Annotated in this window: 25 protein-coding genes; 17 read left to right on the top strand and 8 right to left on the bottom strand. The window is 22.8% G+C overall.

Going from position 1 to position 25,302, the window contains the following annotated elements:
- Positions 1–105 precede the first annotated feature (105 nt).
- Entirely contained in the window at positions 106–756 is a 651-nt protein-coding gene (locus tag H0H41_RS00950; protein WP_185872382.1) for a bifunctional nuclease family protein, read from the top strand.
- A 9-nt stretch (positions 757–765) separates the two neighbouring features.
- Here the strand turns inward: H0H41_RS00950 and H0H41_RS00945 are convergent, their stop codons facing one another.
- Positions 766–1,281 (bottom strand): dihydrofolate reductase, encoded by a 516-nt coding sequence (locus H0H41_RS00945; RefSeq protein WP_185872381.1) that lies wholly within the window; start codon positions 1,279–1,281, stop codon positions 766–768.
- Between the two features lie 30 nt (positions 1,282–1,311).
- Here H0H41_RS00945 and H0H41_RS00940 point away from each other — a divergent pair, with 30 nt between their 5' ends.
- The gene (locus H0H41_RS00940; RefSeq protein WP_185872380.1) at positions 1,312–3,984 is read left to right on the top strand and encodes a valine--tRNA ligase; all 2,673 of its coding nucleotides are present in this window, start codon (positions 1,312–1,314) and stop codon (positions 3,982–3,984) included.
- 4 nt (positions 3,985–3,988) lie between these two features.
- Here H0H41_RS00940 and H0H41_RS00935 read toward each other — a convergent pair whose 3' ends face one another.
- From H0H41_RS00935 to H0H41_RS00925, 3 genes are read right to left on the bottom strand one after another with little or no spacing between them, the layout of a single operon-like run.
- Positions 3,989–4,744, bottom strand: a complete 756-nt coding sequence (locus H0H41_RS00935; protein ID WP_223843733.1) for a TPM domain-containing protein — start codon at positions 4,742–4,744, stop codon at positions 3,989–3,991.
- Positions 4,745–4,747: 3 nt separating this feature from the next.
- Positions 4,748–5,350, bottom strand: coding sequence for a LemA family protein (locus H0H41_RS00930; RefSeq protein ID WP_185872379.1), 603 nt, complete (start codon positions 5,348–5,350; stop codon positions 4,748–4,750).
- A gap of 22 nt (positions 5,351–5,372) precedes the next feature.
- Positions 5,373–5,792 (bottom strand): nucleoside-diphosphate kinase, encoded by a 420-nt coding sequence (locus H0H41_RS00925; RefSeq protein ID WP_185872378.1) that lies wholly within the window; start codon positions 5,790–5,792, stop codon positions 5,373–5,375.
- Positions 5,793–5,932: 140 nt separating this feature from the next.
- Here H0H41_RS00925 and H0H41_RS00920 point away from each other — a divergent pair, with 140 nt between their 5' ends.
- From H0H41_RS00920 to rplT, 11 genes are all read left to right on the top strand, one after another.
- Complete coding sequence (locus tag H0H41_RS00920; RefSeq protein WP_185872377.1) at positions 5,933–8,326, top strand: alpha-ketoacid dehydrogenase subunit alpha/beta; 2,394 nt, start codon at positions 5,933–5,935, stop codon at positions 8,324–8,326.
- Between the two features lie 84 nt (positions 8,327–8,410).
- Positions 8,411–9,472, top strand: a complete 1,062-nt coding sequence (locus H0H41_RS00915; RefSeq protein WP_185872376.1) for a branched-chain amino acid aminotransferase — start codon at positions 8,411–8,413, stop codon at positions 9,470–9,472.
- A gap of 15 nt (positions 9,473–9,487) precedes the next feature.
- The gene (argS, locus tag H0H41_RS00910) at positions 9,488–11,245 is read left to right on the top strand and encodes an arginine--tRNA ligase (RefSeq protein ID WP_185872375.1); all 1,758 of its coding nucleotides are present in this window, start codon (positions 9,488–9,490) and stop codon (positions 11,243–11,245) included.
- A gap of 22 nt (positions 11,246–11,267) precedes the next feature.
- Entirely contained in the window at positions 11,268–12,623 is a 1,356-nt protein-coding gene (gene ffh / locus H0H41_RS00905) for a signal recognition particle protein (protein WP_185872374.1), read from the top strand.
- Between the two features lie 119 nt (positions 12,624–12,742).
- Positions 12,743–14,353, top strand: coding sequence for a glycerol-3-phosphate dehydrogenase/oxidase (locus H0H41_RS00900; protein ID WP_185872373.1), 1,611 nt, complete (start codon positions 12,743–12,745; stop codon positions 14,351–14,353).
- A 28-nt stretch (positions 14,354–14,381) separates the two neighbouring features.
- Positions 14,382–15,878, top strand: coding sequence for a glycerol kinase GlpK (gene glpK, locus H0H41_RS00895; protein ID WP_202985485.1), 1,497 nt, complete (start codon positions 14,382–14,384; stop codon positions 15,876–15,878).
- Positions 15,879–15,890: 12 nt separating this feature from the next.
- Positions 15,891–16,640, top strand: coding sequence for an MIP/aquaporin family protein (locus H0H41_RS00890; protein WP_185872372.1), 750 nt, complete (start codon positions 15,891–15,893; stop codon positions 16,638–16,640).
- 26 nt (positions 16,641–16,666) lie between these two features.
- Positions 16,667–17,914, top strand: a complete 1,248-nt coding sequence (thrS, locus tag H0H41_RS00885; RefSeq protein ID WP_185872371.1) for a threonine--tRNA ligase — start codon at positions 16,667–16,669, stop codon at positions 17,912–17,914.
- A 66-nt stretch (positions 17,915–17,980) separates the two neighbouring features.
- A complete protein-coding gene (gene infC / locus H0H41_RS00880) occupies positions 17,981–18,502 on the top strand; it encodes a translation initiation factor IF-3 (RefSeq protein WP_185872496.1) in 522 nt (173 codons plus the stop codon).
- 11 nt (positions 18,503–18,513) lie between these two features.
- Positions 18,514–18,702 (top strand): 50S ribosomal protein L35, encoded by a 189-nt coding sequence (gene rpmI / locus H0H41_RS00875; protein ID WP_185872370.1) that lies wholly within the window; start codon positions 18,514–18,516, stop codon positions 18,700–18,702.
- A gap of 8 nt (positions 18,703–18,710) precedes the next feature.
- Positions 18,711–19,058, top strand: a complete 348-nt coding sequence (gene rplT, locus H0H41_RS00870; protein WP_185872369.1) for a 50S ribosomal protein L20 — start codon at positions 18,711–18,713, stop codon at positions 19,056–19,058.
- On the opposite strand, the gene def is transcribed toward rplT, so the two are convergent.
- Together def and ruvX are read right to left on the bottom strand one after the other, a co-directional pair.
- Positions 19,053–19,574 carry a peptide deformylase gene (def, locus tag H0H41_RS00865; RefSeq protein ID WP_185872368.1) on the bottom strand — a complete coding sequence of 174 codons (522 nt, stop codon included), beginning with the start codon at positions 19,572–19,574 and terminating at the stop codon, positions 19,053–19,055. The genes rplT and def overlap by 6 nt on opposite strands.
- A gap of 3 nt (positions 19,575–19,577) precedes the next feature.
- The gene (gene ruvX, locus H0H41_RS00860) at positions 19,578–19,991 is read right to left on the bottom strand and encodes a Holliday junction resolvase RuvX (protein ID WP_185872367.1); all 414 of its coding nucleotides are present in this window, start codon (positions 19,989–19,991) and stop codon (positions 19,578–19,580) included.
- Positions 19,992–20,080: 89 nt separating this feature from the next.
- Here ruvX and H0H41_RS00855 point away from each other — a divergent pair, with 89 nt between their 5' ends.
- Genes H0H41_RS00855 through H0H41_RS00840 form a run of 4 tightly spaced genes read left to right on the top strand, consistent with a single transcriptional unit; the run spans position 20,081 to position 23,962 of the window.
- Positions 20,081–20,908 (top strand): 2,3,4,5-tetrahydropyridine-2,6-dicarboxylate N-succinyltransferase, encoded by an 828-nt coding sequence (locus tag H0H41_RS00855; RefSeq protein ID WP_185872366.1) that lies wholly within the window; start codon positions 20,081–20,083, stop codon positions 20,906–20,908.
- A 23-nt stretch (positions 20,909–20,931) separates the two neighbouring features.
- Positions 20,932–21,510, top strand: a complete 579-nt coding sequence (locus H0H41_RS00850; protein ID WP_185872365.1) for an L-threonylcarbamoyladenylate synthase — start codon at positions 20,932–20,934, stop codon at positions 21,508–21,510.
- A 9-nt stretch (positions 21,511–21,519) separates the two neighbouring features.
- Entirely contained in the window at positions 21,520–22,938 is a 1,419-nt protein-coding gene (locus H0H41_RS00845) for a CCA tRNA nucleotidyltransferase (RefSeq protein WP_185872364.1), read from the top strand.
- A 16-nt stretch (positions 22,939–22,954) separates the two neighbouring features.
- The gene (locus H0H41_RS00840) at positions 22,955–23,962 is read left to right on the top strand and encodes a DHH family phosphoesterase (RefSeq protein ID WP_185872363.1); all 1,008 of its coding nucleotides are present in this window, start codon (positions 22,955–22,957) and stop codon (positions 23,960–23,962) included.
- Here the strand turns inward: H0H41_RS00840 and H0H41_RS00835 are convergent.
- Together H0H41_RS00835 and H0H41_RS00830 are read right to left on the bottom strand one after the other, a co-directional pair.
- On the bottom strand, positions 23,946–24,500 hold the full coding sequence (locus H0H41_RS00835) for a thioredoxin family protein (RefSeq protein WP_185872362.1): 555 nt from the start codon (positions 24,498–24,500) through the stop codon (positions 23,946–23,948). The genes H0H41_RS00840 and H0H41_RS00835 overlap by 17 nt on opposite strands.
- Positions 24,501–24,503: 3 nt before the next feature.
- Positions 24,504–25,301: a zinc ribbon domain-containing protein gene (locus H0H41_RS00830; RefSeq protein WP_185872361.1), complete on the bottom strand. Its 798-nt coding sequence runs from the start codon at positions 25,299–25,301 to the stop codon at positions 24,504–24,506.
- Position 25,302: the final 1 nt, after the last annotated feature.

Genomic DNA, 25,302 nt, shown 5'->3' with positions numbered 1-25,302 from the left:
TATATATTATCATTATAATGAACAAATGAAAAAAACAAAAATGTCCTTTTAAGTTTAGGATATTTAGTTATAATGGTAAGATTTATTCTAAAATTTAATTTTCCTATGGATCAATTCATTAGATTAACTATAAGAGGAATATCCTTAAGTCAAATACAATCTGGAATATATGTTTTATTACTTGAAGAAGAATCTGGAAGAATAAAACTTCCTATTATTATAGAAAGTTTACAAGCTCAATCTATTGCTTCTGCTTTAGGTAAAAAAGATCTATCTAGATCTTTTACGCATGATTTATTTATTACTTTTGCAAAAGTATTTCATATAAAATTAAAAGCAGTTGTAATATATAAATTAATTAATGGAATATTTTTTTCTTATATTTTATTTGAATTTGAAGATACTTATAAAAATATAATAGAAGGAGAAAAAAAAATAGAACATAAAATAGATTCAAAAACATCAGATGCTGTAGCTTTAGCTGTTCGATTTCAAGCTCCTATTTATACAACAAAAGAAATATTTGATAAAGCTGGTATTTATTTTGAAAATGGATTTCCTATTGATAAAGAAAATGAATCTTTTGAAGAAGGAATAGAAAATGGTGGTTTTATTTTTTTTAAAAAAGAACAAAGTCAAAAAGATTTAGAAAAAATGACAGAAAGGGATTTAAATACTCTTTTAAATCACGCAGTAGTAAATGAATGTTACGAGCTCGCAGCAAAAATTAAAAAAGAATTAGATAGAAGAGAATAATTATTTTTTTTAAATTCTTTCGAATTTGATAAAACTATAATTATATAAATGATATTTATCTTTATTATAAAAATATTCGTATATTTTTTTCCATTTTTTTGTATTTATTTTTGGGAATCGTGTATCTCCATAAAATTTTTTATGAACTAATGTTAGTTCTATTGTATGCGCTTTTTCAATTGTAGAATAATATATTTTTTCTCCTCCTATTATAAATATTCTTTTATTTTTTAAATTATTTATCTGTTCAATAGATGAAAAAATTTTCATATTATTTTTATTTTTTATATGTTTGAAATGTAATGATTTTATGAAATTTATTTTATTTTTTGTTAATATAATATTTATTCTTTTTGGAAGTATTCTTCCAATAGATTCAAAAGTTTTTCTCCCCATTAAAATTGTTTCTCCTATTGTTAAATTTTTAAAACGTTTTAAATCATTAGGTAAATTCCACATTAATTGATTATTTTTTCCTATAAATCCGTTTTTTGAAACAGATGCAATTAAAATAATTTTCGTCATTATTTCAATTTTTTTTATATTTTTAAATTTATGGATATTTCAATAAAATATGATCCTAAATCTGTGGAGAAAAAAAGATATCATTATTGGATGAAAGGAAATTATTTTTCATCTTATCCAGATAAAAGAATTCCTTATACTATAATTATGCCACCTCCAAATATTACTGGAATTCTTCATATAGGACATATGTTAAATAATACTATTCAGGATATTTTAATTAGATATGCTAGAATGAAAGGATACAATGCTTGTTGGATTCCTGGAGCAGATCATGCATCTATTGCTACAGAAGCGAAAGTAGTAGATCAATTAAAAAAACAAGGATTATCAAAATCTTTTTTAGGAAGGGAAAAATTTTTGTATTATGTTCTAGAATGGTCAAAAAAACATAAAAATGTTATTTTTGATCAATTAAAAAAATTGGGTTGTTCATGTGATTGGAATCGTACTCAATTTACTATGAATAAAAAATTATCTAATTCTGTATCAAAAATTTTTATAGATTTATATGAAAATGGATATATTTATAGAGATTATCATGTAGTTAATTGGGATCCAGAAGCTAAAACTACTTTATCAGATGAAGAAGTTATATATAAAGAATGTAATGGTCAACTTTATTATTTAAAATATAAAATAAAAGGATGTATAGATTATGTTACGATTGCGACAACTCGTCCTGAAACTATATTTGGAGATACTGCTATTTGTTTTCATCCATATGATTCTCGTTATTTTCATTTAAAAGGAAAATTTGCAAAAATTCCAATAATTAATAAATATATTCCTATCATACAGGATTCATATGTAGATAAAGATTTTGGAACAGGATGTTTAAAAATTACTCCAGCTCATGATGTATATGATAAAAATATAGCGGATAAACATAAATTAGACGTAATTAATATCTTTAATGAAGATGCTACTTTAAATGAAAAATGTCTTCATTATAATGGAATGAATCGTTTTGAAGTTCGAAAAAAAATTATAGAAGAGTTAAAACAATTAGGATCTTTAGTTAAGATTGAAAAATATAATCATAAAATAGGTTTTTCTGAACGAACTTTATCAATAGTAGAACAGAAATTATCTCTTCAATGGTTTTTAAAAATGAAAGAAATATCTATTCCTGCTATACAAGCAGTAAAAAATGGAGATATTCAATTTTATCCAAAAAAATTTAATAAAATTTATTTTCAATGGATGAATAAAATTCGTGATTGGAATATATCTAGACAATTATGGTGGGGGCATCGTTTACCTGTATATTATTATGGTAAAAATACTAATGATTTTGTAGTGGCAGAAAGTTTATATCAAGCTTTAAAAAAAGCAAGAAAAAAAAGTAAAAATTCAGATTTAAGTTATGATGATATATGGCAAGATACAGATGTATTAGATACTTGGTTCTCTTCTTGGTTATTCCCATTATCTGTTTTTGATGGAATTTGTCATCCCAAAAATGAAGAAATATGTTACTACTATCCAACTGAAGATATAATAACAGGATCTGATATATTATTTTTTTGGGTAGCACGTATGATTATAGCGGGTTATTTTTTTCAAAAAAAAAAACCTTTTAAAAAGGTTTTTTTTACAGGAATTATTAGAGATTCTAAAAATAAAAAAATATCAAAATCATTAAATAATTCTCCAAATGCTGTTGATTTAATTAATCAATATGGAGCAGACGCTGTACGTATGGGATTAATATTAAAAACAAGTGCAGGACAAGATTTTCATTTTGAGGAAAAAACATGTTTACAAGGAAGAAATTTTTCTAATAAAATTTGGAATGCTTTTCGTTTAATTAAAAGTTGGAAAATACAGGAAAATAAAAATGTACCTAATTATTCTATAATTGCTATTAAATGGTTAAAAAATCGTTTTTATTATATTTTAGAAATTTTTGAAAAAAATTTTCAAGAATATAAATTTGATGAATCTTTAATGGTTTTATATAAATTTATTTGGTATGATTTTTGTTCATATTTTCTTGAAATTATTAAACCAACTCATGATAATAAATATATTTCTAAAACAGAATATTTAAATACTATAAAATTTTTTGAAAAAATATTAAAATTATTACATCCATATATGCCTTTTTTATCAGAAGAAATTTGGAATCTTATGAAAAAAAGAAAAATAGGAGAAGCTTTAATTATTTCTTCTTGGCCTAAAAAAAAATCTTATGATTATGAAATTTTAGTTTCTTTTGAAAAAATTACTCAAATAATATCTAAAATACGTAATATAAGAAATCAAAGTCATATACCTTATAAAAAGAGTCTTATATTATTCTCTATGATAAAAAAAGAAAAAAAAGTATATGATCCTATTATATTAAAATTAGCGAATTTATCGAATATTATTTATATTTTAAAAAAACCAAAAAATATATCATTATGTTCTTTCTTTTTAGATAATGATCAATTTTTTTTATTTTTAGGAGATAATAATGATAATTATTATTCTGTTTATAATAATAATATTATTAATATTGAAAAAAAAATTAAATATTTTTATAATTTATTATCTTTAATTCAAAAAAATTTGTCTAATGATAAATATGTGACTTCTGTTTCTAAAAAACTTTTTTTAAAAGAAATAAAAAAAGAAAATGATATTTTACAAAAAATAGATAAATTAGAAAAACATTTAAAATCTTTAAAAGATGAAAAAAATTCAATAAAATAATTTATTACCAATTGTCACTACAACCACCCCCTCCAAAATTTCCTCCTCCTCCAAATCCATCAAAATTATCTTCATTTTCATGATTATGAAAATTTTTATTTTTAAATAAAAAATCTGTAAAAAATAAAGTATTTAATAATGTATAATCTATCATTTTTCTTTTATAAAGTATAAAAAATATAATAAATAAAAGACTTATACTAATAAAAAAAGGCCATATAGTAAAAAAATTTTTTTTTTTATTTTTTTTATTATATTTCTTATGAAGAATTTGAAAAATTTTTTGAATACAAGAATCTATAGCTTGATAATATAATTTATTTTTTAACATAGGATTTATCTGTTCTATAATTCTAGTAGTTAAAAAATCAGTTATATAAGGTTCTATTCCATATCCATTTTGGATAGATATTTTTTTATCATTAATAGATAATAATATAACTATTCCATTATTTTTATGAAAATTTCCAATTTTCCATTTTTCTCCCCATTTAGCAGCTAAAAAATTTGGATTTTCTCCGTTAAGATCTTTAATAATAGAAATTAAAATTTCTGTTGATGTTTTTTTATAATAAGAAATAAGTTTTTTATTTAATTTATTTATTTGGTTTTTAGATAAAACCATTGCATAATCTTGAATAGGATATATTTTTTTAGGAACTTCTGGTATATGAAATTGTCCTTTTACTAAGTTTATGTAAAAAGAAATTAAAATAATTAATTGAATAATTTTTCTCATAATTTTTGAATTATTTTTCAATTTTTATTTAGAAAAATCTATAATAGGAGATTTTATTGATCCTATTTGAGATTGAAAATATCCTTTTTCTTTAAATTGAGAAAAAAAATTTGCTATAATAATTTTTGGAAATTGATTTCTATAAGTATTAAAATAATTGACATGATTATTAAATCTGTTTCTTTCTACATTAATACGATTTTCTGTTCCTTCTAATTGATTTTGTAATTCATAAAAGTTTTTTGTAGATTTTAAATTTGGATAATTTTCCACAATTAAAAGTAATTTATGAACAGTATTATTTAAATTTTCTTGTATTTTTTGATATTTATTAATTTGATTTTGATTTAAATTATTTGGATTTATAGAAATAGAAGTTGCTTTTGCTCTAGCTTCTATTACATGTAATAATGTATTTTTTTCAAAATTTGCAGATCCTTTTACTGTATTTACTAAATTTGGTATTAAATCAATTCTACGTTGATAAACATTTTCTATTTGTCCCCATTGTGTTTTGATATTTTCATTTAATTTTACTAAATGATTATACACATTAGATATCCATAATATAATTATGAATATTGGAATAAAAATATATAAAATAATTTTTAAAAAATTTTTTTTCATAAATCTTTATAATTTTCTTTTTTTAAGAAAATTTTTCTATTGGAAAAAAAAATTTGCATTCTTTAAAAGCATTTTTATTACTATCTGATCCATGTATTGCATTTTTTTCTAAAGATGTAGCATATAAATTTCGTATAGTTCCTTTTTTAGCATTGATTGGATTTGTATCTCCTATTAAAATTCTAAAATCTTTGACTGCATTTTCTTTTTTTAATATCATAGATATAATTGGGCCAGAAGACATAAATACTATTAAAGATTCAAAAAAATATTTTTCTTTATGTTCTTCATAAAATATGATAGCTGATTTTTTAGAAAGTTCTGTTATTTTAAGTGTAATAATATTAAATCCTTCGTTAATTATTTGAGATAAAATAGACATGCTATATCCTTTTTTAACTGCATCTGGTTTTATAATAGAAAGAGTAATGTTTCCAAACATATCAGAAATTATAATTTTTGATTCTTTATAAGAAACAAATTTTTTTACAAAATAAAATATAAAATTAAATAAAGAAATTCATAAATGAAAATTACTATATTTTAATGAAAAAATTATGAATTATAATAATAAATATCATTATGAATGATAATGAAGAAAAATCTTTTAATTCATTTAAAAAAATGGTTTTAAGTGATTATAAATTAGCTAAAATTAGTAGAGAAACTAGTATTTTAGGTAGAAAAGAAGTTTTAAATGGAAAAGCTAAATTTGGAATATTTGGTGATGGAAAAGAAATTCCTCAATTAGCCATGTCAAAAATTTTTAGAAATGGAGATTTTAGATCTGGATATTATAGAGATCAAACATTTATGATGGCTATTGGAGCTATAACTGTAAAAAGTTTTTTTGCACAATTATATGCTCATTCAGATTTAAAATATGAACCTATTTCTGCTGGAAGAATGATGACTTCTCATTTTGGAACACGATTTATTAATAATGATGGAACTTGGAAAAATATTATTCAACAAAAAAATTCTAGTGCTGATATATCTTCTACAGCTGCTCAAATGCCTCGATTATTAGGATTAGCTCATGCATCTAAAATTTATAAAAAACTAAAAAATTTAAAAAAAACACATAAAATATTTTCTAATGATGGAAATGAAGTAGCATTTGGAACTATTGGAAATGCCAGTATTTCTGAAGGTTTATTTTGGGAAACTTTAAATGCCGCTTCAGTATTACAAATACCTATTATTTTGTCTATTTGGGATGATGAATATGGAATATCTGTTTCTAATAAATATCAATTTTCTAAAAAAAATATTAGTGATCTTTTATCTGGTTTTCATAGAACTAAAAAAGAAAAAGGAATAGAAATAATTTGTGTAAATGGATACGATTATATTAATCTTACAAAAACATATACTTATGCAGATAAAATTGCTCGTAATGATCATATTCCAGTTATTATACATATTAAAAATTTAACTCAACCACAAGGACATTCTACTTCTTCTTCACATGAAAGATATAAATCTAAAGAACGTTTAGAATGGGAAATTAATAACGATTGTATTAAAAAATTTAGAAATTGGATTTTAAATTTTAAGTTTAATGAAAAAAATTTAACTAATGTTTATTATTTAAATAAAATAGATGTAGAAGCTAAAGAATATGTAAAAAATGAACAAAAAAAAGCTTGGGATGAATTTAAAAAACCAATTATTAAAATTAAAAACGAAGCTGTAAAAATTTTAAAAAAAATGCAAAATTCTTCTTTTTTTATTAAAAAATATATTAAAGAATTAAATGATATAACCCAAAATTTTCCAACAAAAAAATCAATATTTCGTATTACACGAAAAGTTTTATATTTATTATATCAAATAGAATCTAATTCAAAATATTGTTTAATAGAATGGGTAAAAAATCAATATAATAAAGAACAAGAAAATTATTCTTCTCATTTATATAGCATATCTAATAAATCTTTTTTTAAAAAAATAGAAATTTTTCCAGTGTATAAAAAAAATAATAATTTTAAAGTAGATGGAAGAATTGTATTAAGAGAAAATTTTGATAAATTATTAGAATTATATCCTGATCTTTTAATTTTTGGAGAAGATGTAGGAAAAATTGGAGATGTAAATCAAGGGTTAGAAGGATTACAAAAAAAATATGGAAAAACTCGCATTTTTGATACTGGAATACGTGAATCTACTATTATTGGTCAAGGTATCGGTCTTGCTATGCGTGGACTTAGACCTATAGTTGAAATTCAATATTTAGATTATATTTTATATGCTTTACAAATTATGAGTGATGATCTTGCTTGTTTACAATATAGAACAAAAGGAGGACAAAAAGCCCCTGTAATTATTAGAACTAGAGGCCATCGTTTAGAAGGAATATGGCACTCAGGATCTCCTATGGGTGGAATTATTAATTATTTAAGAGGAATTTTAATTCTTGTTCCAAGAAATATGGTAAAAGCAGCTGGATTTTATAATACTTTATTATCTGGAGATGATCCTGCTTTAGTTATTGAATGTTTAAATGGATATAGAATTAAAGAAAAATTACCAGAAAATTTAGGGGTTTTTAAAACTCCTATTGGTATAGTTGAAAAAACAAGAACCGGAAAAGATATAACAATGGTTACTTATGGTTCTACATGGAGAATTGTTAATGAAGCATCAAAAGAATTATATAAAATTAATATAGACACCGAAATAATTGATGTTCAATCTTTATTACCTTTTGATTTACAAAAAGATATTGTAAAAAGTTTACAAAAAACTAATAGATTATTAATTATAGATGAAGATGTTCCAGGTGGAGCTTCTGCTTTTATTTTACAAAAAATATTAGAAGAACAAAATGGATATTATTATTTAGATAGTCCTCCTGTTACAATTACAGCTAAAGAACATCGTCCTCCTTATGGATCAGATGGTGATTATTTTTCAAAACCTTCTGTTGAAAATATTGTAGAAAAAGTATTAAAAATAATGCATGATACTTAGAAAAAGTAAATGTTTGATTAAAAATTTTTATTAAAACATAATAATCATTTATTATATTTGTTTTGACTAATTTTTGCTTTATTTATGAGAATAGAAAAAATTTTACAATCAAGGATTGAAAAAATGGATTTTAAAAATATTTCCTTTGGTCATCAATATTCAGATCATATGTTTTGTTCTGAATATAAAAATGGAAAATGGAAAAATTCTATTATTAAACCTTTTGGAAATATAATGTTTTCTCCTATATCTCCTGTTTTTCATTACGGACAAGCTGTTTTTGAAGGTATGAAAGCTTATAAGGATAAAAATGAAGAAGTTTTTTTATTTCGTCCAAAAGAAAATTTTAAAAGAATAAATAAATCTGCTATTCGTTTAGAAATGCCTACTATACCATTAGATATATTTATGAATGGATTGATCAAATTGATAGATTTAGATAGAGATTGGATTCCTAAAAATTATGGACAATCTTTATATATTCGTCCTTTTTTAATTGCAACTAATGGAGTTTTATCTGCAAAACCTTCTAAAGATTATATGTTTATAATAATATCTACTCCTGCAGATTCTTATTACAAATATCCTTTAAAAATTAAAATAGAAGAAAAATATAGCCGTTCTTCATCAGGAGGTGTTGGATTTACTAAAGCTGCTGGAAATTATGCTTCTTCTTTTTATCCTACTAGATTAGCAAATGAAGAAGGGTTTGATCAAATATTATGGACTGATTCTTCTACTCATACAATGATAGAAGAATCAGGAACTATGAATGTTTTTTTTTGGTTAAAAAATAAACTTATAACGCCAAAAGCTAATGAAAATATATTAAGTGGAATTACTTGTAATAGTATTATTGATTTAGCAAAAAAAGAAGGAATTTACGTAGAAAAAAGAGATTTAAGTGTTTCAGAAATTATAAAAGGATTACAAAAAGGAGAATTAAAAGAAGCTTTTGGATGTGGTACAGCTGCTGTTATAAATTATTTTAAAATGATTAGTTATAAAGGAAATAATTTTGTATTACCAGATATTCCAGAAAATCAAAGAATATCTTTTTTTTTAAAAAAAAGTTTATTAGACATACAACATAATTTATCAGAAGATCCTTTTGGATGGAGATTTCCATTAAAAAGATTTTTGTAAAAATATATTCTATGTATGAATGATCATTTTCAATCTATAGAGGAAATAGCAAAAAAATCTATATTTATTTTATATAAATTAAAAAATTTTCCTGAATTAAATTTTCAATATACAAAAAAAGAATATTCAGGAGATCTTACTTTGGTTTTATTTTCTTTATCTAAAAAATTAAAACAACCTGTAGAAAAAGTAGGAGAAAATATAGGAAAATATGTTCAATCTCAACTAAGAGGTTTGATAAAATTTTCTATTATTGAAGGATTTTTAAATTTTATTTTTGAAGATAGTTATTATATTCATATTTTAAAAAAAATGTTAAATCCAGATTTTTATCATTTTAAATTTCCATCTAAAAAAATTATGATAGAATATTCTTCTCCTAATACGAATAAACCTCTTCATTTAGGACATGTAAGAAATAGTTTAATTGGATATTCTTTATCTAAAATATTAAAAATGGTTGGGCATAAAATAATAAAAATTCAAATTATTAATGATAGAGGAATACATATATGTAAATCAATGATTGCATGGAAAAAATTTGGAAAAGAAAAAACCCCATATGATGTAAAAATGAAAGGGGATCATTTTGTAGGAAAATATTATAGCTTATTTGATAAAATTTATCGTAAAGAAATGATAAAAAATTCTAAACAAAATAAAATTTCAATTATAAATGAAGCTAGAGAATTGTTACAAAAATGGGAATGTGGAGATCCAATAATTATAAATATTTGGAAAAAAATGAATAAATGGGTTTATAATGGTTTTGAAGAAACTTATCGAAAATTAGAAATAAATTTTGATAAAATAGAGTATGAAAGCAATGTGTATAAAATTGGGAAAAAAATTATTCAAAAAGGTCTTAAAAAAGGAATTTTTTTTCAAAAAAAAGATGGATCAATTTGGATTGATTTAATTAAAGAAGGTTTTGATCACAAACTTTTATTGAGATCAGATCAAACTTCAGTATATATAACTCAAGATATTGGCACTGCTGTGGAACGTTTTAAAAAATATAATATAGATCAATTAATATATATTGTAGGAAAAGAACAAGATTATCATTTTCAAATTCTTTTTAGTATATTAAAACGTTTAGGATATACATGGGTAAATAAATTATCTCATTTATCATATGAAATGGTATACTTACCAAGTGGTATTATGAAATCTAGAGAAGGAAATGTAATATACGCAGATAGTCTTATTTCAAAAATGTATTCTATTGCAAAATCCAATTTTTTAAAAAAAAATTCAAAATTAAAAAAAGAAAAAAAAGAACAAGATCAATCTGCTAAAATAATAGGATTAGGTGCTATGAAATATTATTTTTTGAAAATAGATCCAAAAAAAAAAATTATTTTTTATCCTGAAAAATCTATAGATTTTAAAGGAAAAACAGGAACATATATTCAATATACTTATTCTAGAATTCGTTCTTTAGAACGAAAATTTTTTAAATTATGTTCATTATTAAATTATGATTGGTCAAATATTAAATTTGATATATATGAAAAAAATTTAATTAAAATTCTCCAAAAATACCCATTAATTTTAAAAAAATCAGCTATAAATTTAAATCCATCATTAATAGCAAATTATATTTTTGAAGTTTCCAAAACTTTTAATCTTCTTTATCAAAAAAAGAAATTAATAGATCCTTTTAATATTATTCATAGTAATATTTGTATGAATATTATTCATATTACAGGAAATATATTAAAATTGGGAATGAATTTATTAGGTATTAAAATGTTAGATTGTATGTAAAATATGTAAAAATTGCACATTTATGTTTGAAAATTTACAAAATAAATTTCAAAAAGCCCTTCATATTTTGAAGGGAAATGATAAAATTACAGAAATCAATATTGCTTCTACTATGAAAGAAATAGGAAGAGCTCTTATTGATGCGGATGTAAATTATAAAATTGTTAAAGATTTTATTCATAGAATTACAAAAAAATCTATTGGAAAAAAAGTATTTACTTCATTAAATCCAAAACAGTTTATTATAAAAATAGTACATGATGAATTAGTAAAATTGATGGGAGAAAAAACTGAAAAAATAAATTGTTCTAAAAATCCTTCTATCATTTTAATTTGTGGATTACAAGGAAGTGGAAAAACTTCTTTTTCTGCTAAACTTGCTTTTTTTTTAAAAAAAAAAAATAAATCTCCTTTATTAGTAGCTGCAGATATTCATAGACCTGCAGCTATAGATCAGTTAGAATTTATTGCAGAAAAAGTAAATATTCCTGTTTTTTCTTTAAAAGGAAATAAAAATATTATAGAAATATTAGATAAATCGGTTATTTATGCTTATGAAAAAAAGAGAAATGTAATTATTATTGATACAGCTGGAAGATTATCTATTGATAAAATAATGATGGAAGAAATAATACAAATTAATAAACATTCTCATCCAGATGAAGTTTTATTTGTTGTAGACGCAATGACAGGACAAGATGCTATTAATACTGCTCAATCTTTTTCAAGAATATTAAATTTTAATGGAATTGTAATGACTAAATTAGATGGAGATAGTAGAGGTGGAGCAGCAATTACTATGTCTAGTTCCGTTGGGAAACCTATAAAATTTATTAGTAATGGAGAAAAAATAGAAGATATTGAAATTTTTCATCCAGATCGTATGGCCAATAGAATTCTAGGAATGGGAGATATAGTTTCTTTAGTAGAGAAATTACAAGATAAATTTGATGAAAAAAGAACTAAAAAAATTTATCATAATATTTCAAAAAATCGTTTTAATTTTAATGATTTATTAGAACAAATTCAACAAATTAAAAAAATAGGAAATATAAAAAATATTATTTCTATGATTCCTGGAGTTGATAGATTTTTTTCTTTTAATGATGGAATTAATCAAAAAGATTCTTTAAAAAAAATAGAATCAATTATTTATTCAATGACACATAATGAAAGAAAAAATCCAAAATTATTTACTGATATTAAAAGAAAAGAAAGAATATCTAAAGGATCTGGTGTAACATTAAATCATATAGATCTTTTTTTTAAACAATTTGATGATATAAATAAAATAATGAAAAAAATTAATGTTAATTCAGGACAAAAAATGATAAAAGATTTTATATCTAAAATGATGAATCAAAAAAATAGTATTTAGTTTATATTAATTTTAATTAAAATTTTCTTTTATTGAAAATATTTTTAATTTTGTTTGTATAATATTTTCAAAATTCCAATAGGAATAAGATTTTATTTAAAATTTGATATGAGTAAAATATGATGAAAGATTTTTTAAATAGAGATAAGTTTTTGAACATTTTAAAAAATGTAAATATTTGGGATATTATCATTATTGGAGGTGGAGCAACAGGATTAGGTATTGCTTTAGATTCTTCTTCTAGAGGATATAAAACTCTTCTTTTAGAACAATCTGATTTTTCTAAAGGTACTACTAGTCGTAGTACAAAATTAGTTCATGGAGGAGTACGGTATTTAGCTCAAGGAAATATAAAATTAGTTTATGAAGCTTTACAAGAAAGAGGACTTTTGTTAAAAAATGCACCTCATTTAGTAAAAAAACAAAAATTTATTATTCCAATTTTTAGTTGGAAAATGGGATTTTTATATTGGACTGGGTTAAAATTATATGAATGGTTATCTGGTTCCTTAAGTTTTGGAAAATCCAAATTTTTATCCAAAAATGAAATAATTAAAAATTTTCCTGAAATTAAAACTCATAAATTAAAAGGAGGTATTTTATATTATGATGGACAATTTGATGATTCTCGTTTAGCAATTAATTTAGCACAAACTTGTGTTCAAAAAGGTGGAATTTTATTAAATTATTTTCCAGTTAAAAGTCTTATAAAAAAAGTTGGAAATAAAATATCTGGAGTTGTAGCTTATGATATTGAAACTAATAAAAAATATTCTATTTATTCAAAAATTGTTATAAATGCTACTGGTGTTTTCTCTAATTCTATTTCAAAAATGGATGAATCAAAATGCCCTATTTTAATAAAACCTAGTCAAGGAACACATATTGTATTAAATAAATCATTTTTTAGTAGTTTAAATGCAGTGGTAATTCCAAAAACTTCGGATGGAAGAATATTATTTTGTGTTCCATGGTATGATCATGTTTTAGTAGGAACCACAGATACTTTTTTAGAAAAAAGTGTTCTTGAACCAAAACCTTTAGAAGAAGAAATAGATTTTATTTTACAAACTTTTAACAAATATTTTATTATAAATCCAAAAAAAAGTGATATACTCAGTGCTTTTTCTGGATTACGTCCTCTTTTTGTTCATTCTTCTATTAAAACTAAAACAAAAGATATTTCTAGATCTCATAAAATTATAATTAGTTCTTCTGGATTAATAAGTATTGTAGGAGGAAAATGGACTACATATAGAAAAATGGCGGAAGAAACTGTTAATAAAGCTATTGAAATAGGAAAATTAAATAAAATGCCTTCTATAACAAAAAATATTAAAATTTATGGATCTAATTCTTCATATAAAAGTCAAAATTTGTATTGGAAAAAATATGGAGAAGATGAATATCATATAAAAAAATTAATTGAAAAAAATCCATTATTAAAAAATAACTTAATATCAAAATGTAAAGATTCTTCTTCTTATTCTTATTATTGTACAGAAGCGGAAGTTATATGGATGGTACGTTTTGAAATGGCTCGAACAATTGAAGATGTTTTAGCAAGAAGGTTCCGTTTATTATTTTTAAATGCAAAAGAAGCAATAAATGTAGCACCAAAAGTGGCAGCATTAATGGCTAAAGAACTTTCTAGAGATGAAAAATGGGAAAAATCACAAATAGAGGCTTTTAAAGAGTTAGCTATGCGTTATTATTATCCTATTATTTGATGTTGTAATACCTTTCATATATATATTTATGAAAAAATATGTACTATCATTAGATCAAGGAACGACTAGTTCTAGAGCTATTATTTTTGATAAAATTGGAAATATTATTTCTATAGCTCAAAGAGAATTTACACAAATTTATCCTTATCCTGGATGGGTGGAACATAATGCAGAAGAAATATGGTCTACACAAGCTTCAGTTGCTTTAGAGGCAATTTTAAAAGCAAATTTAGATGGTGAAAATATTGTTTCAATAGGAATAACCAATCAAAGAGAAACTACTGTTGTTTGGGAAAAAAAAACAGGAGAACCTATTTTTAATGCTATTGTATGGCAAGATAGGAGAACATATAAATATTGTGATCAAATTAAAAAAGAAGGATTAACTGAAATGATTAGAAAAAAAACAGGGTTAATTATAGATCCTTATTTTTCTGCTACAAAAATTAAATGGATATTAGATAATGTTCCAGGTGCAAGAAAAAAAGCTAATTCTGGATATTTAGCATTTGGAACTATAGATTCATGGTTAATATGGAATTTAACAGGTAAAAAAATTCATGTTACAGATGTAACCAATGCCTCTCGTACTATGCTTTTTAATATTCATACCCTGAATTGGGATAAAGATTTAATTGATTTATTTGATATTCCGATAACAATGCTACCAGAAGTCAAATCATCTAGTGAAATTTTTGGTTATACTACAGGACATATTCTATCTCATAGAATACCTATATCAGGAATAGCTGGAGATCAACAAGCGGCTCTTTTCGGTCAAATGTGTACTAAAATTGGAATGGTAAAAAATACTTATGGAACAGGTTGTTTTATGTTAATGAATGTAGGAGATTCTCCAGTTTTTTCTCAAAATAATTTAATAACTACTATTGCTTGGAAAATTAAAAATAAAGTTCAATATGCGTTAGAAGGAAGTGTTTTTATTGCAGGAGCTGTTGTTCAATGGCTTAGAGATGGATTAGGTCTTTTATTGTCTTCAAATGAAGCAGAAACTTTAGCTTCTTCAGTAGAAAATACAGAAGGTTTATATCTTGTTCCAGCTTTTTCTGGTTTAGGAGCTCCTTATTGGGATCAAAAAGCTAGAGGAACTATTGTTGGAATAACAAGAGGAACTTCTTCTGCACATTTTGTTCGTGCAGCATTAGAAAGTATTGCTTTTCAAAATATGGATGTTTTAAAAGCTATGGAAGCAGATTCTGGTATATCTATAAAAGAACTTCGTGTAGATGGAGGAGCAACGGTTAATAAATTATTAATGCAATTTCAATCTGATATTTTAAATGTAAAAGTAGTAAAATCAAAAATATCTGAGCTTACAGCAGCTGGAGCTGCTTATTTAGCTGGATTATCTGTAAATTATTGGACTAGTTTAGAAGATATTCAAAAAAAATGGCAATTAGAACAAGTTTTTGAACCAAAAGGTATGTCTAGTCGTTTAGAAAGAATTCAAGGATGGGAAAAAGCAATTAAAACAACTCGTTCATGGTCTGGATCTGTTCAATAAAAAATAAATAAAATGACAAAAATATGTTCAGAAATTATAGGAACAATGATTTTAGTATTTTTAGGAAATGGAGTAGTAGCAAATGTAATTTTATCAAAAACTAAGGGTCACAGTAAAAAAAATAGTGGAGAATGGCTTACTATTACTATAGGATGGGCATTAGCTGTTTTTATGGGAATTATAGTTTCTTCTCCTTATAGTGGAGCTCATTTAAATCCATGTGTTACAATTAGTTTTGCAATAATTGGAAAATTTAATTGGAATATGGTTCCATTTTATATTTTTTCTCAATTTATTGGAGCTATGTTAGGGTCTCTATTTGTATGGATTTTATATAAAGACCATTTTATGGAAACTAAAAATGAAGAAGATAAATTATCTGTTTTTGTTACAACTCCTTCTATAAGAAATTTATATTCTAATTTTTTAAGTGAAGTATTATCTACTTTTATTTTTATATTTATTTCTTTATATTTAAAAACTAAAGGTTTTCTTTTTTTGAAAGAAAATAAATATTCTATAGGGTTAGGTTCTTTAGAAGCATTAGTTCCTGCTTTAGTAGTATTCGGTATTGTTTTATCCTTAGGAGGAAATACTGGTGCTGCTATTAATCCTGCTCGTGATTTAGGTCCTAGAATTATATATTCTATTATTCCAATTCATGGAAAAGAAAAAAATCATTGGAATTATGCATTTATTCCTGTATTAGGTCCTATTTGTGGAAGTATAATAGCTTCAATATTATATTTATTTTTATCCTAAAAAAGAAAAATTTGTAATTTTTTTTCATGTATAAAAATAAATTAAAAGAAGATTCTAATACTATAGATCATAAAAAAATAGGTAAAAAATTAAAATTTTTTCTATTTTCTGATAGAGTTGGTATTGGATTACCGTTATGGCTGCCTAAAGGAACAATTTTTAGAAAGAATTTAGAAGAATTTTTAACTGAAATTCAGAAAAAAAATGGATATGAAATGATAATAACTCCACATATTGGACATAAAGAGTTATATATAAGGAGTGGACATTGGGATAAATATGGAAAAGATAATTTTAAATCTATTCATACACCTTATAAAAAAGAAGAATTTTTATTAAAACCTATGAATTGTCCTCATCATTGTGAAGTTTATCGTTCTCAAGAATGGTCTTATAAAGATCTTCCTAAACGTTTTGCAGAGTTTGGTACAGTATATCGTTATGAAAAAAGTGGAGAACTTAATGGATTAACTAGAGTAAGATGTTTCACTCAAGATGATGCACATATTTTTTGTACTAATGATCAATTAGTAGAAGAATTTAAAAAAGTTATAAACTTAGTTTTTTATGTTTTTAGATGTTTAGGTTTTTATGAATATACAATTAGAATTTCTTTAAGAGATACAAAAAAAATAGATAATTATATTGGATCAGAAAATAATTGGAAAAAGGCGGAAAAAGCTATATTAAAAGCTGTTGAAGAAGAAAAAATTAATGTATCCATAAATTATGGAGAAGCAGCTTTTTATGGCCCAAAACTTGATTTTCTTGTCAAAGATTCTTTAGGAAGAAGTTGGCAATTAGGTACTATTCAAGTAGATTATAATTTACCTGAAAGATTTGATTTATATTATAAAGGTAAAAATAATGAAAAATGTCGTCCAGTAATGATACATAGAGCTCCTTTTGGTTCATTAGAACGAATTATCGCTATTATAATAGAACATACAAAAGGAAATATACCATCATGGTTGACTCCTAATCAAGTAGTTATACTTCCTATAAGTAATAAATATATAATTTATGCAAAAAAAATTTTAAATTTGATGTTAAATTATAAGATTCGAGTATCTATTGATATAAGGAATGAGAAAATTAATAAAAAAATTAGAGATTCTGAAGATAATAAAATACCTTATATGATTATTTTAGGAAAAAAAGAAGAAGAAAATAAAATGATTTCATTACGTCGTCATGGATTAGGACATATAGGAATATTTTCTATCACTAAAGGAATAGAAATAATTTCTAAAGAAATAAATTTAAAAAAATAAAATTAAAAAGCTATTATAAAAAAAAAATTTTCTAGAGGAAATAAAAGGAAAAAGATTTTTAGGCCAATTTTACAAAAAAAAGAGGAATATCGTATTAATGAAAATATTCATTCGAAAAAAGTTCGTTTAGTAGGTAATACTTCTATAGAAAATGGTATTTATTCTATACAAGAAGCTATACAATTTTCTAAAGAAAAAGAATTGGATTTAGTTGAAATTAATCCAAAATTAGATCCTCCAGTATGTAAAATATTGGATTATAAAAAATTTTTATATGAACAAAAAAAAAGAAAAAAACAATTTAAAGCAAAACAAATTAAAGTAAATACTAAAGAAATAAGATTTGGACCACAAATAGGTGATCATGATGGAAAAGTTAAGATTAAAAGCGCTGAGAAATTTTTAATGCGTGGAGATAAAGTGAAAGTTTTTGTTTTTTTTAAAGGGCGTTCTATAGTATATAAAGATCAAGGTAAAATAAAATTATTAAAATTTGCAGAAGAAATTGAAGAATATGGAAAAGTAGAACAAATGCCGGTTATGGAAGGAAAAAGAATGTACATGATATTGGCTCCAAAAAAATTTTAATTTTTATAATTATGACAAAATTGAAAACAAAATCAGGATCAAAAAAAAGATTTAAAAAAACAGCAAATGGACATATAAAAAAAAAACATGCATTTAAAAATCATATTTTAACTAAAAAATCGAAAAGGAGAAAACGTAATCTTTCTAGATTTACTTTATTACATAAATCAGATAAACAGAATATTAAAAAACAAATTTAAAAAAAATTATGCCAAGATCTACAAATGCGGTTTCCTCTAGACGAAGAAGAAAAAAAATACTAAAATTAGCAAAAGGATTTTATGGATCAAGAAGTAAAGTTTATACAGTTGCTAAAAATGCCGTTGAAAAATCTTTTATTTATGCTTTTTCAGGAAGAAAAAAAAAGAAAAGAGATTTTAGATCTATTTGGATTCAACGTATTAATGCGGGAGTACGTAAATATGGACGGTCTTATTCTGAATTTATAAAAAAATTATCCGATAAAAAAATGAAAATAAATAGAAAAATTCTTTCAGATTTTTCTATGAATGATCCGAGCACTTTTGAAAAAATAATAAATTATATTTATTCATAAATTGTATGATAAATTAATCAATTTTTTTTCTATTATTTTTCTTTTTTTATAAGAAAAATAATCTATAAAAAGTTTTCCATCAAGATGATCATATTCATGAAGAATAACTCTAGCACATATTCCTGTTAATATTTTTTTTTGTTTTTTCCAATTATGATCATAATATTCAATTAATATATTTGGTTTTCTTTTTACATATCCCATAACTCCAGGAATACTAAGACATCCTTCATAAAATTTATATTTTTTTCCATATATTTTTAATATTTTAGAATTAATAAAAACTTCCTTATAATTATTTATTTTTTTTTCATATAAATAAGGAGTTTCGACTATAAAAAGTCGTATATTTTGTCCAATTTGAGGAGCAGCTAATCCTATACCTTTTACTTTATGTATAGTATCAAACATATTTTTTATTAATTGATTCATTTTTTTTTTACAAGAATGTAAATCTACATCTAAACATTTTTTTCTTAAAATAGGATTTCCATAAAGGATTATAGGTAATACCATAAATTAATTTTTATTTTTTTTAAGATAAGATTGTAAAATAATAGTAGCACTAATTTTATTTAAAATTATTTTTTTTCTTTTTTTTTTAAAACCTAATTCAATCATAGTATTCAAAGCCATTTTAGAAGTAAAACGTTCATCTAATCTTTCTATAATAATTTTAGGATATTGGATATGAAATTTATTAATAAATATTTGAATATCTTTTTCTATTAATGTTTCTATTTGATTATTTAGTTTTTTAGGTAAACCTATTACAATTTTATTTATTGTTTCATAATTTAAAAAAGTCTTTAAAAAATTCATTAATTGTTTAGTTTTAATAGAATCTAATCCAAATGCAAATATTTGTTTATTATCCGTTATAGATAAACCTGTTATTACTTTTCCATAATCAATTCCTAATATTTTTGACATTTTTTTTATTAAATACAATACTATTATAACAAATATATATACTTGTTATCTTATTTTATTTTTACTACTTTTGTTTTTAATAAACCTTTATGAAAGTGAATGAACTAAAATTAGAGATAGAAAAAGCTTGGATACAAAAAAATTTATGGAATATTGACGATCATATCAATAATATAGTTATTCAAGTTATTGATCATTTAGAAAATGGAAAAATTAGAGTTTCTTATCCATTAAAGAATGGAGATTGGGTAGTAAATGAATGGGTCAAAAAAGCAATTATAATGTATTTTTCTGTTAGAAAAATGAATGTTATAGAATTAGGTCCATTAGAATTTTATGATAAAATACCTCTAAAAAATAAATTTCAAGAAAAAAATATTCGTGTAGTTCCTCATGCTATAGCACGTTATGGTTCATATATATCACCAGGGGTTATTCTTATGCCTTCTTACGTAAATATAGGATCATATATAGGAGAAAAAACTATGATAGATACATGGGCTACCGTAGGTAGTTGCGCTCAAATTGGTTGTCGTGTACATATAAGCGGAGGAGTTGGAATAGGAGGAGTGTTAGAACCCTTACAAGGGAATCCTGTAATTATTGAAGATGATGTTTTTATTGGATCTAGATGTATTTTAGTAGAAGGAGTGTTAATAAAAAAAGGTTCTGTTTTAGGAGCAAATGTTGTTTTAACAGCGTCTACTAAAATTTTTGATATTACTAATAATCAACCTATTGAATTTAAAGGATTTATACCTAAATATTCTGTAGTTATTCCTGGATCTTATCCAAAAAAATTTCCTTCAGGAATATATTATATTCCATGTGCTATGATTATAGGAAAAAGAAAAGAAAGTACGAATAAAAAAACTTCTTTAAATGAAGCATTAAGAACTCATAATATTTCAATTTAATAATTAGTAATTTATAAATGTAAATGTCTTTTTACAAAGAAATAGAAAAAAGTGTATATACATTAAAAAATGGAAATGTTTTATTATATCCTACAGATACTATTTGGGGATTAGGATGTGATGCATTTAATATGCAAGCTATAAAAAAAATATATAAAATAAAAAATAGAACTTTTTCTAAATCTATGATCGTTTTAGTAGAAAGTATGGATCGTTTACATCAATTAGTAGGATTGATTACGAATTTTACTAGAAAAATTATTATTGATAATATTACAAAAAAAAATAAACCTATTACCATAGTATACGATAATGTTAATAAAATAGCATATAATTTATTAAGTATAAATAATACTTTAGCTGTTCGTTTAACATATGATCCATTTTGTATTTGTTTAATAAAAAATTTGGATAGGCCTATTATTTCTACTTCTGCAAATTTATCTGGATTTTATTCTCCTAAATCATTTTATGAAATAAATCCTTTTATTTTAAACAAAATAGATTATTCTGTCAATTTTCGTCGAAAAAAAATATCTAATTATAATAGCTCTTCTATTATAAAGATTGTTTCCGGTAAAGTTAAAATATTACGTATGTAATAGTAAGTAATGAATTTATCATTTGCTATTTATAAAAAAATATTTCGTATTATCAGTTTTTCTTCTCAAAAAATTAAACAAGATAGTTATGTAATAGGAGGTTATGTTAGAGATTTTTTATTAGGAAAAATGGAATCAGAAGATTTAGATATTTTAACAATAGGAGAAGGAATTAAATTAGCTAAAGAAGTTTCTAAATATATTAAACCTTATCCTAAAATAAAGATATTTAAACGTTTTGGAACTGCTATGTTAATATATGAAAAACAAAAAATAGAATTTGTTGGATCTAGAAAAGAATCATATCATTTTTCTAGTAGAAAACCTTTAATTAAATTAGGCTCATTACAAGATGATCAAAATAGAAGAGATTTTACAATTAATGCTTTAGCTATTAGTTTAAATCGTTATAATTATGGTGAATTAATTGATCCATTTGGAGGAATTTATGATTTAAAAAAAAAAATATTAAAAACACCATTAGATTCAAATATTACTTATTCTGATGATCCATTAAGAATGATGCGAGCCATTCGATTTGCTACTCAACTTCAATTTACAATTGAAGAATATTCATTTAAATCTATTCAAAAAAATAAATATAGAATAAATATTGTTTCTATAGAAAGAATTATAGAAGAATTTAATAAAATTTTATTATCTAATAAACCTTCTATAGGATTATTATTATTATATAAATCTGGATTATTATCAATAATTTTACCAGAATTAACATTATTAAAAGGAATAGAAGAAAAAAATGGATATAAACATAAAGATAATTTTTATCATACTTTACAAGTAGTTGATAATATTAGTAAAAGAAAAAAAAATTCACTTTGGTTAAGATGGGCTGCATTACTACATGATATAGGAAAAGTTTATACAAAAAAATTTTTACCAAAAATAGGTTGGAGTTTTCATTCTCACGAATTTGTAGGATCAAAAATGGTTTCCAATATTTTTCAACGTTTAAGACTTCCAAAAGGTTTTCCTATGAAATATGTAAAAAAAATTATTCAATATAGTTATAAACCTATAGCATTAATAGAAAATAATATTAGTGATTCTGCTATACGTCGATTATTATTTGATCTTGGAGAAGATCTAGAAGATTTAATAAAATTATGTATAGCTGATATTACTACTAATAATATAGAAAAAAAAAGTAAGTATAAAAAAAATATTTATCTTCTTATGGAAAGAATTAAAAAATTAGAAAAAAAAGATAGAATAAAAAATTGGAAATCACCTATATCAGGAAATGATATTATGAAGGTATTTCATATTGATCCATGTAAAAAAATAGGAATTATAAAAAATTTTATTAAAAATTCTATTTTAGAAGGAAAAATATCTAATGAATTTCATTCTGCTTATATTCTTATGTTACAAAAAGGAGAAGAATTAGGATTGAAAAAAAAATAATAAATATATAGTATATATGTTTTTTTCTAGTATTAACGGAACAAATAAAAAAAAAATTATTTTATTACCACATAATAATCCTGATGGAGATGCTTTAGGATCATCTTTAGCTCTTTTATTTTATTTTAGAAAATTGAAACATGATGTAGATTTAATATCTCCAACAGAATATTCTGAATTTTTTCAATGGCTTCCAGGAATAAAGGATATTATTGTTTTTTCAGAAAAAACTGAATCTATAATAAAAAAAAAAATTATAAATTCTGATTATATTTTTTTTATAGATTTTAATAATTTATCAAGAATTAAAAAATTAAGGGAATTTATTTTATCTTCAAAAGCAAAAAAAATATTAATAGATCATCATCCTTTTCCATTTCAATTTGATTTTATGTTTTTTGATCCAAAAGTTGCAGCTACCAGTATTTTAATTTTTAAATTTATATCTAAAATGAATTTTTTAGAAAAAATAGATAAAAAAATAGCTACATGTTTATACGTTGGATTAATGACTGATACAGGATTTTTTCGTTTTCCTTCCGTTACTTCAGAAACTCATTTTATTGCTGGTAAATTAATAGAAAAAGGAATTAATATAAATCAAATATATAATCATTTACAAGAAAAATATAATATAAATAAATTAAAATTATTATCTAAAGCATTAAAAAAATTAAAAATTCTAAAAAAATTTCGTACAGCTTATACAAGTATAAGCTCTTCTGAGCTAAGAAATTATTCCTATAAACAAGGATATACTGAAGGTATTGTAACCTATGGATTAGGTATAAAAAATATTGTTTTTTCGGTTTTCTTTTTTGAAGAAAATGAAAAATATCCAATTAAAATTTCTTTTCGTTCTAAAGGTAATTTTGATGTAAACATGTTTGCTAGAAAACATTTTGGAGGAGGTGGACATAAAAATGCATCAGGAGGTTTATTAGAAAAAAGTTTATCTGAATCTATTGAATATTTTTTAAATATAATTCCTAATTATTATAATAATCTTATATTTTCCATTTAATATTGCATCCGTAACTTAATTTTGAAATTAAATTTATATTTTTTCCTTTTAAAATATTGTGCAATACATTTCTTACATCAGAACCTGTTACTGGTATTTCATTATTTGGTCTAGAATCATCTAACTGACCATGATAACATAAATTTCCTTTACCAGAAAAAATAAAAAATTCAGGAGTACATTTTACTCCATAGTATTTAGCTACATTTTGTTTTTCATCAAAAAAATAAGGGAAAGTATAACCTAATTTATAATGTATTTTTTTCATATTTTCCGGAGAATCTTCTGGATATTTTTTTGCATCATTAGAATTAATAGCTAAAAATGAAATTCCTTTTGGAATAAAATCATTAGATAAACGCACTAATTCTGTAGTTATATGTTTTACATATGGACAATGATTACAAATAAACATAATTACAGTTGCTTTATTAGAAAAAAAGTTTTTCATAAATTTTTTTTCACCCGAAGAAACTTCTAATAAGAAGAAATTTTTTATTGAAATTTTAATTTTATCAGAAGAATAAGTTCCTGCCATAATTTATTTTATTTTATTATTTTTTCTTTTTTTTACAAAATATTTTTTCTCTTCTTCTTCAGCTAATTCAGAATCTATTAATATTCTTCCACTGTGTTCATCTATTAAAAGTTTATTACGTTGTATCAATTCTGAATATTTTTGAGGTGTTATTGCTAAATAAGACCCTAATGGAGCTCCTCTTTGTACTGGAGCAACTGCTACTCCATTTTTAACTCCACTTCTTATTTTTTTATAAGTTTGTAACAAATTATTATCAACTTTTTTAGAGAAAAATAACGATTTTTCCAAAAGTATTTTTTCTTCTTTATTATTTTCTAATAAAATATTATTCAATTCTTTTTTTTTATGAAAAAGATGTTCTTCTTTATTTTTCAATAATTCTTCTTTTTGATTAAAAAAATTTTCTTTTTGATTAATTTTTATATTCAATTCTTTTATTATTTTTTTGGATAATTGAATTTCTAATTTTTGATAATCAATTTCTTTATTAAGAGAATATAATTCTTTATGATTTTTAACATTATCTTTTTGTTTTTCATATTTTTTTATCAGTATTTCTGAAGACTTAATATTTTTAATTTGTTTATCTACGTTTTCTTTTATAGAAAGAATATCATTATGAATATCTTCTAAATTTTTTTTCATTTGACTAAGTTCTTCTTCTAAACTTTTTATTTCTATGGGAATATTTTCACGAAATTTTCGTATTTCATCTATACGAGAATCTATTAATTGAAGATTATATAATGCTCTCAATTTATCTACTACTGTGATAGTTTCTTGTATTTTATGGATCATA

The sequence above is a fragment of the Blattabacterium cuenoti genome (genome assembly GCF_014252255.1).
GTDB classification, from domain to species: Bacteria; Bacteroidota; Bacteroidia; order Flavobacteriales; family Blattabacteriaceae; genus Blattabacterium; species Blattabacterium cuenoti_J.
The sequence above is the reverse complement of the archived record's forward strand: the minus strand, read 5'-3'. Positions and strand labels throughout refer to the sequence as shown.

Excerpts from the sequence above, each read along its gene's own strand:
- H0H41_RS00950 (WP_185872382.1), top strand. The coding sequence starts at position 106 with ATGGATCAATTCATTAGATTAACTATAAGAGGAATATCCTTAAGTCAA.
- H0H41_RS00945 (WP_185872381.1), bottom strand. The coding sequence starts at position 1,281 with ATGACGAAAATTATTTTAATTGCATCTGTTTCAAAAAACGGATTTATA.
- H0H41_RS00940 (WP_185872380.1), top strand. The coding sequence starts at position 1,312 with ATGGATATTTCAATAAAATATGATCCTAAATCTGTGGAGAAAAAAAGA.
- H0H41_RS00930 (WP_185872379.1), bottom strand. The coding sequence starts at position 5,350 with ATGAAAAAAAATTTTTTAAAAATTATTTTATATATTTTTATTCCAATA.
- H0H41_RS00925 (WP_185872378.1), bottom strand. The coding sequence starts at position 5,792 with ATGTTTGGAAACATTACTCTTTCTATTATAAAACCAGATGCAGTTAAA.
- H0H41_RS00920 (WP_185872377.1), top strand. The coding sequence starts at position 5,933 with ATGAATGATAATGAAGAAAAATCTTTTAATTCATTTAAAAAAATGGTT.
- H0H41_RS00915 (WP_185872376.1), top strand. The coding sequence starts at position 8,411 with ATGAGAATAGAAAAAATTTTACAATCAAGGATTGAAAAAATGGATTTT.
- argS (WP_185872375.1), top strand. The coding sequence starts at position 9,488 with ATGAATGATCATTTTCAATCTATAGAGGAAATAGCAAAAAAATCTATA.
- ffh (WP_185872374.1), top strand. The coding sequence starts at position 11,268 with ATGTTTGAAAATTTACAAAATAAATTTCAAAAAGCCCTTCATATTTTG.
- H0H41_RS00900 (WP_185872373.1), top strand. The coding sequence starts at position 12,743 with ATGATGAAAGATTTTTTAAATAGAGATAAGTTTTTGAACATTTTAAAA.
- glpK (WP_202985485.1), top strand. The coding sequence starts at position 14,382 with ATGAAAAAATATGTACTATCATTAGATCAAGGAACGACTAGTTCTAGA.
- H0H41_RS00890 (WP_185872372.1), top strand. The coding sequence starts at position 15,891 with ATGACAAAAATATGTTCAGAAATTATAGGAACAATGATTTTAGTATTT.
- thrS (WP_185872371.1), top strand. The coding sequence starts at position 16,667 with ATGTATAAAAATAAATTAAAAGAAGATTCTAATACTATAGATCATAAA.
- rpmI (WP_185872370.1), top strand. The coding sequence starts at position 18,514 with ATGACAAAATTGAAAACAAAATCAGGATCAAAAAAAAGATTTAAAAAA.
- rplT (WP_185872369.1), top strand. The coding sequence starts at position 18,711 with ATGCCAAGATCTACAAATGCGGTTTCCTCTAGACGAAGAAGAAAAAAA.
- def (WP_185872368.1), bottom strand. The coding sequence starts at position 19,574 with ATGGTATTACCTATAATCCTTTATGGAAATCCTATTTTAAGAAAAAAA.
- ruvX (WP_185872367.1), bottom strand. The coding sequence starts at position 19,991 with ATGTCAAAAATATTAGGAATTGATTATGGAAAAGTAATAACAGGTTTA.
- H0H41_RS00855 (WP_185872366.1), top strand. The coding sequence starts at position 20,081 with ATGAAAGTGAATGAACTAAAATTAGAGATAGAAAAAGCTTGGATACAA.
- H0H41_RS00850 (WP_185872365.1), top strand. The coding sequence starts at position 20,932 with ATGTCTTTTTACAAAGAAATAGAAAAAAGTGTATATACATTAAAAAAT.
- H0H41_RS00845 (WP_185872364.1), top strand. The coding sequence starts at position 21,520 with ATGAATTTATCATTTGCTATTTATAAAAAAATATTTCGTATTATCAGT.
- H0H41_RS00840 (WP_185872363.1), top strand. The coding sequence starts at position 22,955 with ATGTTTTTTTCTAGTATTAACGGAACAAATAAAAAAAAAATTATTTTA.
- H0H41_RS00835 (WP_185872362.1), bottom strand. The coding sequence starts at position 24,500 with ATGGCAGGAACTTATTCTTCTGATAAAATTAAAATTTCAATAAAAAAT.
- H0H41_RS00830 (WP_185872361.1), bottom strand. The coding sequence starts at position 25,301 with ATGATCCATAAAATACAAGAAACTATCACAGTAGTAGATAAATTGAGA.